This is a genomic window from Pseudomonas campi, from assembly GCF_013200955.2.
Classification (GTDB): Bacteria; Pseudomonadota; Gammaproteobacteria; order Pseudomonadales; family Pseudomonadaceae; genus Aquipseudomonas; species Aquipseudomonas campi.
In genome coordinates this window covers 3,568,101-3,584,918 of sequence record NZ_CP053697.2, presented here as the reverse complement: position 1 = coordinate 3,584,918, position 16,818 = coordinate 3,568,101, and the positions used below count along the sequence as shown (strand labels likewise).

14 protein-coding genes and 2 tRNA genes are annotated in these 16,818 nt (G+C 62.0%); 11 read left to right on the top strand and 5 right to left on the bottom strand.

Annotation, left to right across the window (positions count from 1 at the left end):
* From secG to HNE05_RS16575, 11 genes are all read left to right on the top strand, one after another.
* Entirely contained in the window at window positions 1-384 is a 384-nt protein-coding gene (gene secG / locus HNE05_RS16625; protein WP_173209395.1) for a preprotein translocase subunit SecG, read from the top strand.
* A gap of 11 nt (window positions 385-395) precedes the next feature.
* Window positions 396-481, top strand: a tRNA-Leu gene (locus HNE05_RS16620).
* 95 nt (window positions 482-576) lie between these two features.
* A tRNA-Met gene (locus HNE05_RS16615) sits at window positions 577-653 on the top strand.
* Between the two features lie 126 nt (window positions 654-779).
* Complete coding sequence (rimP, locus tag HNE05_RS16610) at window positions 780-1,238, top strand: ribosome maturation factor RimP (RefSeq protein ID WP_173209393.1); 459 nt, start codon at window positions 780-782, stop codon at window positions 1,236-1,238.
* Between the two features lie 83 nt (window positions 1,239-1,321).
* Window positions 1,322-2,803, top strand: a complete 1,482-nt coding sequence (gene nusA, locus HNE05_RS16605; protein ID WP_173209391.1) for a transcription termination factor NusA — start codon at window positions 1,322-1,324, stop codon at window positions 2,801-2,803.
* Between the two features lie 26 nt (window positions 2,804-2,829).
* Window positions 2,830-5,334: a translation initiation factor IF-2 gene (infB, locus tag HNE05_RS16600; RefSeq protein WP_173209389.1), complete on the top strand. Its 2,505-nt coding sequence runs from the start codon at window positions 2,830-2,832 to the stop codon at window positions 5,332-5,334.
* 99 nt (window positions 5,335-5,433) lie between these two features.
* Window positions 5,434-5,811, top strand: coding sequence for a 30S ribosome-binding factor RbfA (gene rbfA / locus HNE05_RS16595; protein WP_173209387.1), 378 nt, complete (start codon window positions 5,434-5,436; stop codon window positions 5,809-5,811).
* A 1-nt stretch (window position 5,812) separates the two neighbouring features.
* A complete protein-coding gene (gene truB / locus HNE05_RS16590) occupies window positions 5,813-6,730 on the top strand; it encodes a tRNA pseudouridine(55) synthase TruB (RefSeq protein ID WP_173209385.1) in 918 nt (305 codons plus the stop codon).
* 202 nt (window positions 6,731-6,932) lie between these two features.
* Window positions 6,933-7,202, top strand: a complete 270-nt coding sequence (rpsO, locus tag HNE05_RS16585) for a 30S ribosomal protein S15 (protein ID WP_173209383.1) — start codon at window positions 6,933-6,935, stop codon at window positions 7,200-7,202.
* Window positions 7,203-7,411: 209 nt separating this feature from the next.
* Complete coding sequence (pnp, locus tag HNE05_RS16580; protein ID WP_173209381.1) at window positions 7,412-9,517, top strand: polyribonucleotide nucleotidyltransferase; 2,106 nt, start codon at window positions 7,412-7,414, stop codon at window positions 9,515-9,517.
* Between the two features lie 107 nt (window positions 9,518-9,624).
* On the top strand, window positions 9,625-11,040 hold the full coding sequence (locus tag HNE05_RS16575; RefSeq protein ID WP_173209379.1) for a DUF4013 domain-containing protein: 1,416 nt from the start codon (window positions 9,625-9,627) through the stop codon (window positions 11,038-11,040).
* A 60-nt stretch (window positions 11,041-11,100) separates the two neighbouring features.
* Here the strand turns inward: HNE05_RS16575 and HNE05_RS16570 are convergent, their stop codons facing one another.
* From HNE05_RS16570 to HNE05_RS16550, 5 genes are read right to left on the bottom strand one after another with little or no spacing between them, the layout of a single operon-like run.
* On the bottom strand, window positions 11,101-12,555 hold the full coding sequence (locus HNE05_RS16570) for a rhomboid family intramembrane serine protease (RefSeq protein ID WP_173209377.1): 1,455 nt from the start codon (window positions 12,553-12,555) through the stop codon (window positions 11,101-11,103).
* A gap of 24 nt (window positions 12,556-12,579) precedes the next feature.
* A complete protein-coding gene (locus tag HNE05_RS16565; RefSeq protein ID WP_173209375.1) occupies window positions 12,580-12,867 on the bottom strand; it encodes a DUF2845 domain-containing protein in 288 nt (95 codons plus the stop codon).
* A 45-nt stretch (window positions 12,868-12,912) separates the two neighbouring features.
* A complete protein-coding gene (locus HNE05_RS16560; RefSeq protein ID WP_173209373.1) occupies window positions 12,913-13,215 on the bottom strand; it encodes a DUF2845 domain-containing protein in 303 nt (100 codons plus the stop codon).
* Between the two features lie 60 nt (window positions 13,216-13,275).
* Window positions 13,276-13,569: a DUF2845 domain-containing protein gene (locus HNE05_RS16555; RefSeq protein ID WP_173209371.1), complete on the bottom strand. Its 294-nt coding sequence runs from the start codon at window positions 13,567-13,569 to the stop codon at window positions 13,276-13,278.
* Window positions 13,570-13,573: 4 nt separating this feature from the next.
* Entirely contained in the window at window positions 13,574-16,636 is a 3,063-nt protein-coding gene (locus HNE05_RS16550) for a DUF748 domain-containing protein (RefSeq protein WP_173209369.1), read from the bottom strand.
* Window positions 16,637-16,818: the final 182 nt, after the last annotated feature.

Genomic DNA, 16,818 nt, shown 5'->3' with positions numbered 1-16,818 from the left:
ATGCTGGAAACAGTCGTAATTGTTGTCCATCTGCTGGTTGCCATTGGTGTGGTTGCACTGGTGTTGCTGCAGCAGGGTAAGGGTGCCGATGCAGGTGCTTCGTTTGGTGCTGGTGCTTCGGCTACCGTATTCGGTAGTCAGGGTTCGGCTACCTTTCTGAGTCGCTTTACCGGTATACTCGCTGCGATTTTTTTCATTACCAGCTTGGGTTTAGCGTTCTTTGCTAAAGAAAAGTCTGATATGCTGACGCAAGCAGGCCTGCCGGATCCGGCGGTGCTTGAAGTGCAACAGGAAAAGCCGGCTGTCGAAGATGTGCCGGTGCTCGAAGAGCAGGCTCCAGCTGTTGAGGCAGCTGATGTGCCGAGCTCTCCGGAGCAGAAGTAACACCCGTTTTTGCCGAGGTGGTGGAATTGGTAGACACGCTACCTTGAGGTGGTAGTGGCCATAGGCTGTAGGGGTTCGAGTCCCCTCCTCGGTACCAAATCAACAGGGCCCGCTTTGTGCGGGCTCTGTTGTTTCTGGTGGTTCGGTTGACCCGGAAGGGGTGTCAGCCGTATACTTTCGCCCCAGCTTTGACGCGGGGTGGAGCAGTCTGGTAGCTCGTCGGGCTCATAACCCGAAGGTCGTTGGTTCAAATCCAGCCCCCGCAACCAGTGGTATAGAAGCCCCTTTTCAGGGGCTTTTTGCTAGCTGGACAGTCCGCCGCCAGTTTTCTGAGTGGCTCGATGATGGGCGTTTCGCCCATTTTTTATTTGTACGACATGCACGGAGGGGTTCAGGTGTCGAGCAAGCTAGAGCAGTTGCAGGCCTTGTTGGCCCCGGTAGTGGAGTCGCTTGGCTACGAGTGCTGGGGTGTCGAGTTCCTGTCTCAGGGTCGGCATTCCGTGCTCCGGGTCTATATCGATCAGGCAGATGGTGTGCTGGTTGAGGATTGTGAAAAGGTCAGTCGGCAGATCGGCGGTGTGCTGGATGTCGAGGATCCGATTGCCAGCGAGTACACCCTCGAGGTGTCGTCGCCGGGTATGGATCGGCCGTTGTTCAGTCTTGAACAGTTTGCCAAGCACGTTGGTGAGCAAGTGAAAATCAAGTTGCGTTCGCCGTTTGATGGGCGGCGCAATTTCCAGGGCCTTCTCCGCGGTGTGGAGGAGCAGGACGTGGTGGTGCTGGTGGATGACCACGAATACCTGTTGCCGATCGACCTGATCGACAAGGCCAACATAATCCCCCGTTTTGACTGAGGCGCGGATCCCGCGGAGTACGCGGAGTGCGCAGTTAGCGCGGATTGCGTGGCTCCAATGGATTGCGAAAGGCGAGGCGTACGATGAGTAAAGAAGTACTGCTGGTAGTAGAGTCGGTATCCAACGAAAAAGGCGTACCGGCCAGTGTAATTTTTGAAGCGCTGGAGCTGGCTCTGGCGACGGCGACCAAGAAGCGTTTTGACGACGAGGTCGAGCTGCGTGTGGAGATCAATCGCCACACCGGTAATTATGAAACTTTCCGCTGCTGGAATGTGGTCGAAGAAGACGACCTGGAAAACCCGGCAGCCGAGCTGACTGTCGAACAAGCCCAAGAGCAGAAGCCAGGTGCCAAGGCCGGCGACATTGTTGAAGAGCCGGTCGATTCGATCGAGTTCGGCCGCATTGCTGCGCAAACTGCCAAGCAGGTCATCGTGCAGAAAGTACGCGAGGCCGAGCGTGCCCAGGTGGTTGACGCCTACCGCGAGCGTGTTGGCGAGATCATCTCCGGTACCGTGAAGAAAGTGACCCGCGACAGTGTGATTGTCGATCTGGGTAACAATGCCGAAGCGTTGCTGGCTCGCGAAGACATCATCCCGCGTGAAACCTTCCGTGTCGGTGCCCGTCTGCGTGCCCTGCTCAAGGAAATCCGCACCGAGAACCGCGGTCCGCAGCTGATTCTGTCGCGTACTGCGCCGCAGATGCTGATCGAGCTGTTCCGCATCGAAGTGCCGGAAATCGCTGAAGAGCTGATCGAAGTGATGGCCGCCTCCCGTGACCCGGGCTCGCGCGCCAAGATCGCCGTGCGTTCCAAAGACAAGCGTATTGATCCGCAAGGTGCCTGTATTGGCATGCGCGGTTCGCGTGTGCAGGCCGTTTCCGGTGAGTTGGGTGGCGAGCGCGTGGACATCGTGCTGTGGGACGACAACGTCGCGCAGTTCGTGATCAACGCCATGGCCCCGGCCGAAGTGGCTGCGATCATCGTCGACGAAGACACCCATGCCATGGATATCGCCGTTGGTGAAGACAACCTGGCCCAGGCCATCGGTCGTGGTGGCCAGAACGTGCGCCTGGCCAGTCAGCTGACCGGCTGGACACTCAACGTGATGACCGAGGCCGACATCCAGGCCAAGCAGCAAGCCGAGACCGGCGACATCCTGCAGAACTTCATCGACGAGCTGGAAGTCGACGAAGAGCTGGCCCAGGTGCTGGTCGAAGAAGGCTTCACCAGCCTGGAAGAAATCGCCTACGTACCGATGGAAGAGATGCTCAGCATCGACGGTTTCGACGAGGACATCGTCAACGAGCTGCGTGCTCGTGCCAAGGACCGTCTGCTGACCAAGGCCATCGCCAACGAAGAGAAGCTGGCCGATGCCCAGCCTGCCGAGGACTTGCTGTCCCTGGAAGGCATGGACAAGAACCTGGCGCAAGAACTGGCAGTACGCGGTGTTGTTACCCGCGAAGACCTGGCCGAGCAGTCGATTGACGACTTGCTCGACATCGACGGCATCGACCAAGAGCGTGCCGGCAAGCTGATCATGGCCGCCCGAGCCCATTGGTTCGAGTAAGTTTTACGGCCTGAGGAGAGAAGTGCATGACGCAAGTCACGGTGAAAGAACTGGCCCAAGTGGTCGACACACCGGTAGAGCGCCTGCTGCAGCAGATGCGTGAGGCGGGTCTGCCGCACACCAGTGCCGAGCAAGTTGTGACCGACAATGAGAAGCAAGCCCTGCTTGCCCACCTCAAGAGCAGCCACGGCGAGAAACTGGAAGAGCCGCGCAAGATCACCTTGCAACGCAAAACCACTACCACCCTGAAAGTCGCTGGTAGCAAGACCATCAGCGTGGAAGTGCGTAAGAAGAAAACCTACGTCAAGCGCAGCCCTGACGAGATCGAAGCCGAGAAGCAGCGCGAGCTCGAAGAGCAGCGCGTCGCTCAGGAAGCGACTCGTCTGAAGACCGAGCAGGAAGCTGCTCGCCGCGCCGAGGAAGAGGCTCGCAAGCAGCCGGCTGCTGCGGGCGCTGTAGCTGATGCAGTGGCTGCTCCGGCAGCGGCTCCGGTCATTGCTCCGGTCGAGGCCGCTGCGGCAATCGACCTGGCTGCGGCTGAGCGCAAGAAAGAAGAACAGCGCCGTCCGGAAAAAGCGCGCAGCGACGATGCCGATCGTCGCGGTGGTGATCGCAAGACCACCCAGCATCGCCCGACCGTTAAGGAAAAGGCACCGGCTCCGCGTGTTGCTCCGCGTACCGTCGACGAAGAGACCGATGGTTTCCGTCGTGGTGGCCGTGGCAAAGGCAAGTTGAAGAAGCGTAACCAACATGGGTTCCAGAGCCCAACGGGGCCGATCGTGCGTGATGTAAATATTGGCGAGACCATCACCGTGGCTGACCTGGCCGCACAGATGGCGGTCAAGGGCGCGGAAATCGTCAAGTTCATGTTCAAGCTGGGCACTCCGGTGACCATCAACCAGGTGCTGGACCAGGAAACAGCCCAGCTGATCGCCGAAGAGTTTGGCCACAAGGTCAAACTGGTCAGCGACAACGTCCTGGAAGAGCAACTGGCGGAATCGCTGAAGTTCGAAGGTGAGACCTTCCATCGGGCGCCGGTCGTGACCGTAATGGGCCACGTCGACCACGGTAAGACTTCGCTGCTCGACTATATCCGTCGTGCCAAGGTGGCAGCCGGTGAAGCCGGTGGCATCACCCAGCACATCGGTGCCTACCACGTCGAAACCGACCGTGGCATGGTCACCTTCCTCGATACCCCGGGTCACGCTGCGTTCACCCAGATGCGTGCTCGTGGTGCCAAGGCGACCGACATCGTCATCCTCGTGGTGGCTGCGGACGACGGCGTGATGCCGCAGACCCAGGAAGCCGTGCAGCATGCGAAAGCGGCCGGTGTACCGATCGTGGTTGCAGTGAACAAGATCGACAAGCCGGGCGCCAACCTGGACAACATCAAGAACGGCCTGGCCGCGCTGGATGTGATTCCGGAAGAGTGGGGCGGCGACACGCCGTTCGTGAATGTCTCGGCGAAAATGGGTACCGGTGTCGACGAACTGCTCGAAGCCGTACTGCTGCAAGCCGAAGTTCTGGAACTCAAAGCTACTCCGTCGGCTCCGGGTCGCGGCGTTGTGGTCGAGTCCCGCCTGGACAAGGGCCGTGGCTCGGTAGCCACCGTGCTGGTACAGGACGGTACCCTGCGTCAGGGCGATATGGTCCTGGTCGGCGTCAACTATGGCCGCGTGCGTGCCATGCTCGACGAGAACGGTAAGCCGATCAAGGAAGCCGGTCCGTCGATTCCAGTCGAGATCCTCGGCCTGGACGGCACCCCGGATGCGGGTGACGACATGACCGTGGTCGCCGACGAGAAGAAGGCCCGTGAAGTGGCCCTGTTCCGTCAAGGCAAGTTCCGCGAAGTCAAACTGGCTCGCGCACATGCCGGCAAGCTGGAAAACATCTTCGAGAACATGGGCCAGGCAGAGAAGAAGACGCTCAACATCGTCCTCAAGTCCGACGTCCGTGGTTCGCTGGAAGCGCTGCAGGGTTCGCTCAGCGGCCTGGGCAACGACGAAGTGCAAGTGCGTGTGGTCGGTGGCGGCGTCGGTGGCATCACCGAATCCGATGCCAACCTGGCGCTGGCCTCCAACGCGGTGCTGTTCGGCTTCAACGTGCGTGCCGACGCCGGTGCGCGCAAGATCGTCGAGGCCGAAGGCCTGGACATGCGTTACTACAACGTGATCTACGACATCATCGAAGACGTCAAGAAAGCCCTGACCGGCATGCTCGGCAGCGATGTTCGCGAGAACATCCTGGGTATCGCCGAAGTACGTGACGTGTTCCGTTCGCCGAAGTTTGGCGCGGTCGCCGGTTGTATGGTGGTCGAAGGTGTTGTGCACCGTAACCGTCCGATTCGCGTCCTGCGCGAAGACGTGGTGATCTTCGAAGGCGAGCTGGAATCCCTGCGCCGCTTCAAGGACGACATGTCCGAAGTGCGTAACGGCATGGAGTGCGGTATCGCGGTGAAGAGCTACAACGACGTTAAGGTCGGCGACAAGATCGAAGTGTTCGAGAAGGTCCAGGTGGCTCGTACGCTGTAACGCGCGAGCTGCAATACGCAACGCCCGGCCCCGCATAGCGCGGCCGGGCGTTTGCCGCTTTTGTACCCGCTGGCAGTGCCGGCGGGAGAGGTAAGGAAAATGGCCAAGATATACAGCCGTACCCAGCGTATCGGCGACCAGATCCAGCGCGAGCTGGCGCAGATGATTCCGCGTGAGGTCAAGGACCCGCGCCTGGGTTTCGTCACCGTCACCGCCGTGGAAGTCAGCCGCGATGTCGGTCACGCCAAGGTGTTCATCACCGTGATGGGCGAGAACGACCTGGATAAGATCAAGCAGAACGTGCGCGTCCTGAATGACGCCGCCGGTTACCTGCGCATGCTGCTGGGCAAGGCGATGAAACTGCGCAGCGTGCCGCAGCTGCATTTCCACTATGACGAAAGCATCTCCCGCGGTGTGCACCTGTCCTCGTTGATCGAGCGTGCCGTTGCCGAAGACAGCAAGCATCAGGACGATTGACGTGGCTCAGGTCAAACGTATCCGCCGCAATGTCAGTGGCATCATCCTGCTCGACAAGCCGCACGGCTTCAGCTCCAACGCCGCGCTGCAAAAGGTGCGCTGGCTGCTGAATGCCGAGAAGGCCGGCCACACCGGCAGCCTCGACCCGTTGGCCACCGGCGTGCTGCCGCTGTGTTTCGGTGAGGCGACCAAGTTCTCCCAGTATCTTCTGGATGCCGACAAGGGTTACGAGACCCTGGCCCAGCTCGGCGTGACCACCACCACCGGCGATGCCGAGGGTGATGTGTTGGAGCGCCGTGAGGTGACCGTCGGTCGGGACGATGTGGAAGTGCTGCTGCCGCGTTTTCGCGGTGAAATCAGCCAGATACCACCGATGTACTCGGCCCTGAAGAAGGATGGCCAGCCGTTGTACAAGCTGGCGCGAGCCGGTGAAGTAGTGGAGCGTGAGGCGCGTTCTGTTACTATTGCGCGCCTGGAATTACTCAGCCTCGAACAGTCGCACCTGCGCTTGAGCGTGGCCTGCAGCAAAGGCACCTATATTCGTACCCTGGTCGAGGATATCGGCCAGTTGCTCGGTTGCGGTGCTCATGTTGCCGAATTGCGGCGTACTCAGGCCGGTCCGTTCAGCCTGGCGCAGACGGTAACCCTGGAAGAGCTGGAACGGGCCCATGCCGAAGGTGGCAACGAGGCCGTGGACCGCTTCCTGCTGCCGTCCGATAGTGGCCTGCAACACTGGCCACTGCTGCAGTTCAGCGAGCACAGCGCCTACTACTGGCTGCATGGGCAGCCGGTACGCGCACCGGAAGCGCCGAAGTTCGGCATGGTGCGGGTGCAAGATCACAATGGCCGCTTCATCGGTATCGGTGAAGTGAGCGAAGACGGGCGCATTGCGCCGCGTCGACTGATTCGGTCGGAATGACCGAAACCGTCAGCGGATTCGTTCGCGGGCGGTGAGACACAGGCGGATTTATTCGTCTGCAAGCGCAGGCGAATTTATCCGCATGCAGGCGTTAGCGGGTTACCCGCTGGCGTACGAGGATGGCTGTCAACAGGCACGGTCACCCCTCACTTTTAAATACAGGGAATAGTCCCTGGCCTGTTCACTCTAGGAGCCCATTACCATGGCACTGAGCGTTGAAGAAAAAGCCCAAATCGTAACCGACTACAAGCAAGCTGAAGGCGACACCGGTTCGCCGGAAGTGCAGGTTGCTCTGTTGACTTTCAACATCAACAAGCTGCAAGGCCACTTCAAGGCCAACGGCAAAGACCACCACTCCCGTCGTGGCCTGATCCGTATGGTTAACCAGCGTCGTAAGCTGCTGGATTACCTGAAGGGCAAAGATGCCTCGCGTTACAGCGCCCTTATCGGTCGCCTGGGTCTGCGTCGTTAAGACGTACACCTGAAGTGAGAAGCTGGAAGTCAAAAGTCGCAGTCGGTTCAACCGACCGGGGCTTGGGGCTTCCAGCTTCTGGCTTTCTGCAACAAGGATTTAGAGCCTGTCCACAATCCGCTTCACCGAGCCGGATTCTGAACAGACTTTCAGAGGGGTAATCCCTCGTGCCACCCGTTCCCCCAAGGCAACAAGAGAAGGAAAACACCGTGAACCCGGTAATCAAGAAGTTCCAGTTCGGTCAATCGACCGTAACCCTCGAGACTGGCCGTATCGCCCGTCAAGCCTCCGGCGCCGTGCTGGTCACCGTTGACGACGACGTCACCGTACTGGTCGCCGTAACCGGCGCCAAGACTGCCGACCCAAGCAAAGGCTTCTTCCCGCTCTCCGTGCACTACCAGGAAAAAACCTACGCTGCGGGCAAGATCCCCGGTGGTTTCTTCAAGCGTGAAGCGCGTCCTTCGGAAAAAGAAACCCTGACCTCGCGCCTGATCGACCGTCCGATCCGTCCGCTGTTCCCGGAAGGTTTCCAGAACGAAGTGCAGGTCATCTGCACCGTGGTTTCCACCAGCAAGAAGACCGATCCGGACATCGCAGCGATGATCGGTACCTCGGCTGCCCTGGCCATCTCCGGCATCCCGTTCAACGGCCCGATCGGTGCCGCGCGCGTCGCCTTCCACCCGGAAACCGGCTACCTGCTGAACCCGACCTACGAGCAGCTCAAGGCCTCCAGCCTGGACATGGTCGTAGCCGGTACCAAAGACGCCGTGCTGATGGTTGAATCGGAAGCCAAAGAGCTGACCGAAGACCAGATGCTGGGCGCCGTGCTGTTCGCCCACGACGAATTCCAGGCCGTGATCCAGGCCGTTACCGAGCTGGCTGCCGAAGCCGCCAAGCCGACCTGGGACTGGCAGCCGAAAGCGGAAAACACCGCTCTGCTCAATGCCATTCGCAGCGAGTTCGGTGAAGCGATCTCCCAGGCCTACACCATCATCATCAAGCAGGACCGCTACGCGCGTCTGGGCGAGCTGAAAGATCAGGTGGTGGCCAAGTTCTCCGGTGAGGAAGGTCAGCCATCCGCCGGTGAAGTCAAAGACGCTTTCGGCGAAATCGAATACCGCACCGTGCGCGAGAACATCGTCAACGGCAAGCCGCGTATCGACGGCCGTGACACCCGCACCGTGCGTGGCCTGAACATCGAAGTCGGTGTACTGGACAAGACCCACGGTTCGGCCCTGTTCACCCGTGGCGAAACCCAGGCCCTGGTCGTTGCCACCCTCGGTACCGCCCGCGACGCACAGCTGCTCGACACCCTCGAAGGCGAGCGCAAAGACCCCTTCATGCTGCACTACAACTTCCCGCCGTACTCGGTCGGTGAGTGTGGCCGCATGGGCGCCACCGGCCGCCGCGAAATCGGTCACGGCCGTCTGGCCCGCCGTTCGGTCCAGGCCATGCTGCCGGCCGCCGACGTGTTCCCGTACACCATCCGCGTGGTCTCGGAAATCACCGAATCCAACGGTTCGTCCTCGATGGCTTCCGTGTGCGGCGCTTCCCTGGCCCTGATGGACGCCGGTGTGCCGATGAAGGCCCCGGTTGCCGGTATCGCCATGGGTCTGGTCAAGGAAGGCGAGAAGTTCGCCGTTCTGACCGACATCCTCGGCGACGAAGATCACCTGGGCGACATGGACTTCAAGGTTGCCGGTACCGCCAATGGCGTCACCGCACTGCAGATGGACATCAAGATCCAGGGCATCACCGAAGAAATCATGGAAATTGCTCTGGGCCAGGCCCTGGAAGCGCGCCTGAACATTCTCGGCCAGATGAACCAGGTCATTGCCCAGTCGCGTAGCGAGCTGTCGGCTAACGCCCCGACCATGATCGCGATGAAGATCGACCAGGACAAAATCCGCGACGTCATCGGCAAGGGTGGCGCGACCATCCGTGGTATCTGCGAAGAGACCAAGGCCTCGATCGACATCGAAGACGACGGCTCGATCAAGATCTTCGGCGAAACCAAGGAAGCGGCCGAGGCCGCGCGTCAGCGCGTACTGGGTATCACCGCGGAAGCCGAGATCGGCAAGATCTACGTCGGCAAGGTCGAGCGCATCGTCGACTTCGGCGCCTTCGTCAACATCCTGCCGGGCAAGGACGGTCTGGTGCACATCTCCATGCTGAGCGACGCTCGCGTTGAGAAAGTGACCGACATTCTGAAAGAAGGTCAGGAAGTTGAAGTACTGGTACTGGACGTGGACAACCGCGGCCGTATCAAGCTGTCGATCAAAGACGTTGCTGCAGCCAAGGCTTCCGGTGTCTAAACCGTAGCCAGGTAATAAAAGGAGGGCCCGCTTGCGGGCCCTCTTTTTTTGCCTGCGATTTGCCGGGACAATGGCGGCTCGCGTAGTACCCACAAGGATGTTTGGCGATGGATATCACCTACTGCCGTTACCACCCGGCACAACCCGCTACCTGGCAGTGCGCACCCTGCGAACGGGACTACGGCGATTGCTGCATCCCGCTCAATGCCGATGCCCCTGAGCAGGAGCCGGTGTGCCCGCTGTGCCGCCAGCGGCTGAGCTTTCTCGGGGCCGCGAATACCGCCCAGCCTTTCTGGGAACGCATTCCGCAATTCTTCCTCTATGGCTTACAGCAGGGGCCCTTGCTGTTTGCCGTGGCGTTGGCCCTGGCCAGTCTGTTCATGCCGGGTTGGAAGTTGCTCTGGCTGGCGCTGTTCTGTGTGGCCTGCAAATACCTGCAGACGGTGATCGAGACGGCCAGCCAGGGTGGTCGCGATGCGCCCGCGTTGCGCACGGCCTTCGATATCGAAGGTTTTGGCCTGTTCTGGCGTTTGCTGGTGATCTTCTTCATCGCCTTCGGTGCGCAGTGGCTGGCAGCCGACTTCGACAGTGAGGCTCTGTTCTGGGCGGTCAGTCTAGGTGTGCAGTTGGTGATCCCGGCCTGCATCATCCGCCTGGCGCTGGACAAGACCCTGGGCGCAGCGTTGAACCCGGACGAAATCGGCCAGGTGATCAAGGCCATGGGCTGGCGCTACCTGATCCTCTGGGTGTTCCTGTTCATTCTCTGGCAGTCGCCGGACTGGGTCACCTACATGCTCTCGAACGGCTTGCCGAGGGTGGTGCTGATGCCGATTGCCACCCTGCTGTTCGGTTATTTCAGCGTGGTGATGTGCGCCATGATGGGCTATGCGGTGTTCCAGTATCAGGGCGCGCTGGGTTTTGCCGTGGCCGAGGAGGGCAGCACTGCGGGTTTCCCTGTCGAGGAGTACCAGCGGCGGCGGGCCCTGGCCGAAGCGGAAATTCGCCTCAAGGAAGGTCAGAGCGGCCCGGCCTTGGAAATACTGACCCAGGCTTTGGAGCGCCTGCCCAATGACCTCAAGCTGAACGAGCGTTTCCATCAGTTGCTCTATGGCCTGAATGCCACTGAGCGCTGCCTGCGCCATCTGGCCCATTACTTGCCGTTGGCGGCGCGGCTGAATCCGCCCCTGGCGGCCACGGCGTTGCTCAATGCGCGCCGATTGCAGGCTGATTACCTGCCGGACGATGCCCAGGTCTGTGAGCGGGTGGCACAGGCCCTGATCGAACGACACAAGATCCGCGAAGGGCTCAGCCTGTTGCGCAACCTGCACCAGCGCTTCCCCGAGTACCCGTTCATTGCCCGTGCCTACCTGCTGGCCGCACGTGGTTTTGCCGAGGGCCTGGGGCAGCTCGAGCCGGCGCAGAAGCTGCTCGGTTTCATCCGCGCGCGTTACCCGCAGTCACCGCTGCTGGCTGAGGTCACTGTGTTGGAAGCGACTATCCAGCGTTTGGCCGAGCGCAGCTGAGGGCCTGTAGCCCGGATGCAATCCGGGGGGGGGCAATCCCGGATTGCATCCGGGCTACGTTCAGCGCGCCAGGTGTTGCTGGTACAGGGCCAGTTGCTGGGTCTGTTCGGCTTCCGGGAAGGCTTGGCGCAGGAAGCGGCTCAGCTCGCTGACGCCACTCAGATCCTGACGCTGGCCGAGCTGGCGAGCCAGCTGCAGGGTCAGTGCGGGAAACTGCGACGGCAGTTGTGGGCTGCGGCTCAGGCGGCGCCAGGCGCCTAGGGCGCGCTGTCCTTCGCCAGCGCGGATCAGCGGTGACAGCAGGTGCAGTTGCACGGCCGGGTGCTGCAGCAGGCGTTGCTCCATTTCGCCGCTGTCATCGGCAATCCTCCGTAGCAGGACCAGACTCTCACTGTGCTCGGGCAGGGCAAACAGTTGCTTGAGCACGCCACTGAGCAGGGCCTTGTCCTGGCGTCCGCGGGCTACCGCGTAGAGGCGTTCCAGCAGTGCTGGGCGGCCGGGATAGCGCGCCAGTAGGTCCGGCCCGCGGCTGGCGGCCTGGTCCAGGGCGAACTGGCTGAGCAGTTGGTCGAGGGCGGCCAGTTCACGCTTGAATGGCGCGTCGGGGTCTTCCTTGTGCAGGTAGGCCTCGTCGACCTTGAGGCGCCCGCCCAGGCGCGGCAGCCACACGGCGAGGAAACCGGCACCTAGGCCACCGAGGTGGGCGTAGTAGTTGGTGTTGCCCTCGGCCAGCAGCAGGCCGTAGAGCTCCTTGCCCATCCACACCGGCAGAATCCACAGCGCCGGCGCCTTGAAGTAGCCGAACAGCGGGCCGAGCCAGTAGAAGAAGTTGATCTTGCGCAGGCCGTAGACGCCCAGGTACATGCCCATTAGCCCGGAGATCGCCCCGGAGGCGCCGACCCCGCTGACCCAGACCGGATCCACCGCCCACCAGAGCAGGTGCGAGGCCACGCCGCTGAGCAGGTACAGGCCCAGATAGACGGCGCGGCCCAGGGCGATTTCCAGGGCGAAGCCGAAGATGAACAGGAACAGCATGTTGCCCAGCAGGTGGTCGAAGCTGCCATGCAGGAACATCGCACCGAACAGACCTTCAACCGTGAACCTGGCCGGGATAAAGCCGAAGCGCATGCTGCTGATCTGGTCGCGCGCCGCTTCGGCTTGCTGCCGCGCCGCTTGCCAGGCGTTGTCCGCGCGATACTCCGCGCGCTGGTGCAGGCCGTGCTCGAACTCCAGGTCATGCAGGATCAGCGCCGCCAGGTCCTGGCGGCGCATGCCGTCGAGGTATTCGCGTTCGTCCCGATCCAGTTCCCGGCGCTGGCTGAAGTCCTCGGTGAAGAGTGCCCGCTCGCGATTGAGCAGGCCGCCGTCGAGGTAGGTGCGCACCGCTGTTTCCTCGCGCGCCTGATCGCCACCCTGGTAGCCAAAGTAGATCAGGGTGTTGAGCAGGATCAGCAGCAAGGTGATGACGGGCGGACGTTTCCAGTCCAGCGGGTGTTCGGCCGGGATGATCAGCATGACTTACTTCCGTGTCGCGAGGGTTTACTGGCCGCGCTTGCTCTCGATGCTCTTCAGGCGCTCCGCCTCGAACATCAGGAAGTAGTACATGCCGTTGCGCGGGCCGTAGACCCACTCTTCCTGTTTGAACTCCTGCTCGCCCTGCTCATTGAGGGTGTAGCCGATCACGCTCTGGCTGGCCGGGGCACCGCACTTCATGCGCACCTCGCTGCTGCGATCACCTTCGCTGGCGATACCGCTGTCGCAGCGCATGGAGGCCGAAGCCGAAAAACTGCAGACAGCCAGCAGGGCACCGATAACGAGAGTTTTCATTTAGAGCATCCTTGTTCATGGGAGAGTAACGCGGAGGTTGGCGGCTCAGTCGCCGCGTTTGCTGTCGATCTTGATCAGGCGATTGCCTTCCAGACGCAGGAAATAAAGCATGCCGTTGCGCGGGCCATAGATCCACTCCTCGATGGCCACTTCGCTGGCGTAGCCGTAGTAATCGACCACTTCGCGGTAACCGAGGAAGTCGCGGCTGACTGGCTCGCCACACTTGTCCAGCACCTCGCCTGCCAGGTCGCCGGTGCTGATCAGTTTGCTGCCGCAGCGCAGGGTGGAGCTGGCCTGTGCAGCACCAGCGAACAGCAGGCCAAGGACGATCAGCAGGGCGTTGCGCATCGAGAGTTCCACACCGCAGGGGGCTATTGGCCGGCAGCCTACACTGGCTTTTGTCGGCTGTCAGCGGCCGCGACGGGTTTCGATGCGGATCAGGCGATTGCCTTCGAAGGTGAGGATGCTGAGCATGCCGTTGTTCGGCCCGTAGACCCATTCCTCGATCTTGAACTCGCGCCGGTCGTAGCTGCCCAGGGTGTAGCCGACCAGGTCGCGGTAGGTCGGCTCACCGCACTTGCGCTCGACCTCGAAGGCGCGGTCACCCTCGCTGACCAGTTGCGTGCCGCAGCGCATGCTGCCGGCCTGGACCAGGCCGCTGCAGAGTGTCAGCAGGGCCAGGCAGAGCAGTTGGCGTGGCATAGTCTTACTCACTGCCCAGGTGCAGGGTGGTGGCGACCTTGCCGTCGGCCAGGGCCTCGCTGCTGCTGACGTCGAGCAGGTAGATACGCTGATCGGCCAGGCCGCCGCGCTCCACCAGATAGTCCTTGATGCTGGCGGCGCGGGCCTGGGCCAGCTGGCGCAGGAGCAGCTCGCTTTGCCCCCAGGATTGCAGCACGGCGTCTTTCAGCTTGGCGCCACGCTCCTCATCCGGTAGCTCGGCCCATTCGGCCGGTGGCTGCTGCTTGAGACGGGTGCGGTAGATGCCTTCCAGCAGCACCGCCTTGTCGTCCTCATCGACCACCAGCTGCTCCGGTTCGGCGGGCACCGCATCGCCGCGGCGCTGCAGCATTTTGTACCAGGTGTTCTGGTATTCGCGCTCCAGGCGCGCGGCGGCGAGCGGCGGGCCGTCGCTGCTCTGGGCGCTCATGCCTTCGACTTCCAGGCGCAATGCCGGGCGCTCCTTGAGGGCGGCGGCCAGGGTGTCCAGGGCCTTCTGTGCCGCGCCGTCCAGCTCATCGCTGCCGGCGGTGAACTGCACCTGGCTGAGATCGACCTCGCTGCCGCCGACCAGGCCGGCGATGAACTTGAAGGGCGCCTGGGCGGCGCGCAGCACCAGATTGCGCAGGGTCTGCCAGACGATCGGCATCACGCTGAATTCCGGGCTGTTGAGGTTGCCCTGCACCGGCAGCGCGATCTCGATATTGCCGTTGGTGTCCTTGAGCAGGGCCACGGCCAGGCGGATCGGCAGGTCCACGGCGTCCTTGCTGTCGACCTGTTCGCCCAGTTGCAGGTCCTCCACCAGCACCTTGTTCTCGGCATTGAGCTGGCCTTTCTCGATCTGGTAGTGCAGGTCGAGGTTGAGCCGGCCCTTGCGGATGCGGTAGCCGGCGAACTTGCCGGAGTAAGGGGTGAGGGTGGTCAGTTCGACATTCTTGAAGCTGGTGGCGATATCCAGGCTGTTCATCGGGTCGAACGGCGTCAGCTTGCCCTTGATGGTGACCGGTGCGTACTTGTCGACCTTGCCCTTGATATCCACGCTGGCGGTTTTCGGGCTCTGGTTGTCGAGGGTGCCGATCTTGCCGTTGAGCTGCTGGATGGCCGTGGCGAAGTTGGGGGTCAGGCTGAAGTCGGCGAAGTTGGCCGAGCCATCCGCGATGCTGATGCCGCCAATGCGGATCGGCATCGGCTCGCCGGCCGGTTCTGGCTTGGCATTCGGTTCGGCCGGCTGGGCGATGATCAGGTCGTTGACGTTGGTGGTCAGGTCTTCATTGATGATGAAGCGGGTATAGGGCTGCTGCAGGCTGACCTGCTGGATCGCCAGGCCTTCGCCGTGGCGATAGTCGAGTCCGTCCACCACCAGCTGCTGCCACTTGAGGAAGTCGCGCTCCTTGAGCGTGTCGAGGGTGTGTAGTTGGTTGACCTCGGCGCGTCCGCCGATGCTGAACGCCAGCGGCTCGACGCTTTTCAGGTCGACGGCCAGGTCGCTGCCGAGCAGGCCGCTGCGCAGCTCCAGGCGCATCAGCGGGGTGATGTAGGCCTGGGCCAGGCGCAGGTCGATATCGCGGGTGGCCACCTGCAGTTTGGCCGTGGTCGGGGTCAGTTGCACCTGGCCGTCGACCTTGAGCTGGCCTTTCTGGTTCAGGCCGGTATCGAGTTTGAGGGCAAAAGGCGAGGTGCCCAGGCTGTCGAAGTCCTTGAGGTCGAGGTTGAGCGGGCCCAGCTCGACCTTGACCTCCTGGCCTGGAGCGCGATCGGCCAGGTGGACCTGGTAGTCGCGCAGCTGCACGTCACGCAGGATCACTTGCCAGGGTTTCCCCGGCTCGGTGGCAGTTGCAGGCGCTGCAGGCGCCGGCTCGGTGGCTGCGCCTGGCGCTGCCGGGGGTGTTTCGCCGGCCGCTACGGCAGCGCTTGCGTTGTCATCTGAGGTGGTTGGTGTGGAGCCTGCGCCACCCTCGTTCGGAGCCGGAGCCGGAGCCGGAGCCGGAGCTGGAGCTGGAGCTGGAGCTGGAGCCGAGGCAGGCGCCGGTGTGGGTTTGCTCGGCTGGCTGGCCAGCAGTTTCTGCCAGTCCAGTTGGCCATCCTTCTCGCGGGCGGCCCAGGTTTCCAGCTTCTGGCTGCGAATCTTGCCGACTATGACCTGTTGCTTGGCCAGATCCAGGCTGGTCTCGGTGATGTTCAGGCTGGCCAGGCGCAGCAGGGGTTTGTCCTGCGGGCTCTTGATGGCGAAGTTGCGCAAGTCGATCGCGGTGTTGCTCAGCAGCAGCTCGCTGCCCTTGGCCAGGCTCATGCGGTAGTCGGTGCTCAGGCTGACCACGCCATCCTCCAGCACCAGTGGCAGGGCATCGCGCACATAGGGCCAGACGCCTTTCAACTTGCCATCGGTGATTTTCAGCTGGCCGCTGGAGCTGATCGGGCTGAGGCTGATCTGCCCTTGCCAATCGAGGCGGCCGCCGTTGGGGCCGACCGCGATCAGGTTCATCTCGGCATTGTCATCGGGCAGGGTGCTGAGGTTCTTCAGCTCCAGGTTGAGCGAGTCATAGACGAACTCGACCGGCTCGCTGGGGCGCAAGTCGCGGAAGTGCAGGCCATTCTCGATCAGCTCGATGCGCTGGATACGCAGCGGGAAGGGCTCACTCGGTTCTGTCGCAGCCGGTTGCTCCGGGCTGGCGGGCAGCTTGAACAGCTGGGTCAGATTGAGCGTACCGTCCTTGGCGAACAGCAGTTCGCTGCGGGCCTTCTCCAACTCGATATCGGACAGGTGCAGGGCGCCGCCCCACAGGCTATCGAGTTGCAGGTTGGCGTACAGGCGATCGAAGGCAATCTGTTCCTTGTCCGTCTCGCCAATATGCAGGCCCCAGAGACTCAGCTCCAAGCTGAAGGGATTGAGCTCGATACGCTCCAGGCGCGCCGGCACGTTGGCCAGTTGCGTCAACTGCTGATTGGCGATGCGCAGGGCGATGCCGGGCAGGATCAGGAAACCGAGCAGGCTGTAGAGGGCAATGGCGATCAGCAGTGCGCTCGTGGCGCGTTTCAATCCTTTGGGCATGGTGCGACTTCAACTTCCAGGCGAGATGCCCGGAAGTATGGCATGGCTATTTTAAAGTGGCGCCCTCGCCGTGCGGGCCTAGGGTCTGTTCCCGTTTCGTTCACGGCCGCGACGGAGCCCGTTTTTGCGCGGAGCTAGGCGCGAGACGCGAGGTTTGGTCGTCCAAATGAGCCGTCGAGTAA

What these genes read in the sequence shown, in the direction of transcription:
- HNE05_RS16565 (WP_173209375.1), bottom strand. Translation starts at nt 12,867, where the DNA reads ATGAAAACTCTCGTTATCGGTGCCCTGCTGGCTGTCTGCAGTTTTTCG.
- HNE05_RS16575 (WP_173209379.1), top strand. Translation starts at nt 9,625, where the DNA reads ATGGATATCACCTACTGCCGTTACCACCCGGCACAACCCGCTACCTGG.
- rpsO (WP_173209383.1), top strand. Translation starts at nt 6,933, where the DNA reads ATGGCACTGAGCGTTGAAGAAAAAGCCCAAATCGTAACCGACTACAAG.
- infB (WP_173209389.1), top strand. Translation starts at nt 2,830, where the DNA reads ATGACGCAAGTCACGGTGAAAGAACTGGCCCAAGTGGTCGACACACCG.
- secG (WP_173209395.1), top strand. Translation starts at nt 1, where the DNA reads ATGCTGGAAACAGTCGTAATTGTTGTCCATCTGCTGGTTGCCATTGGT.
- HNE05_RS16570 (WP_173209377.1), bottom strand. Translation starts at nt 12,555, where the DNA reads ATGCTGATCATCCCGGCCGAACACCCGCTGGACTGGAAACGTCCGCCC.
- HNE05_RS16550 (WP_173209369.1), bottom strand. Translation starts at nt 16,636, where the DNA reads ATGCCCAAAGGATTGAAACGCGCCACGAGCGCACTGCTGATCGCCATT.
- nusA (WP_173209391.1), top strand. Translation starts at nt 1,322, where the DNA reads ATGAGTAAAGAAGTACTGCTGGTAGTAGAGTCGGTATCCAACGAAAAA.
- HNE05_RS16555 (WP_173209371.1), bottom strand. Translation starts at nt 13,569, where the DNA reads ATGCCACGCCAACTGCTCTGCCTGGCCCTGCTGACACTCTGCAGCGGC.
- HNE05_RS16560 (WP_173209373.1), bottom strand. Translation starts at nt 13,215, where the DNA reads ATGCGCAACGCCCTGCTGATCGTCCTTGGCCTGCTGTTCGCTGGTGCT.
- rbfA (WP_173209387.1), top strand. Translation starts at nt 5,434, where the DNA reads ATGGCCAAGATATACAGCCGTACCCAGCGTATCGGCGACCAGATCCAG.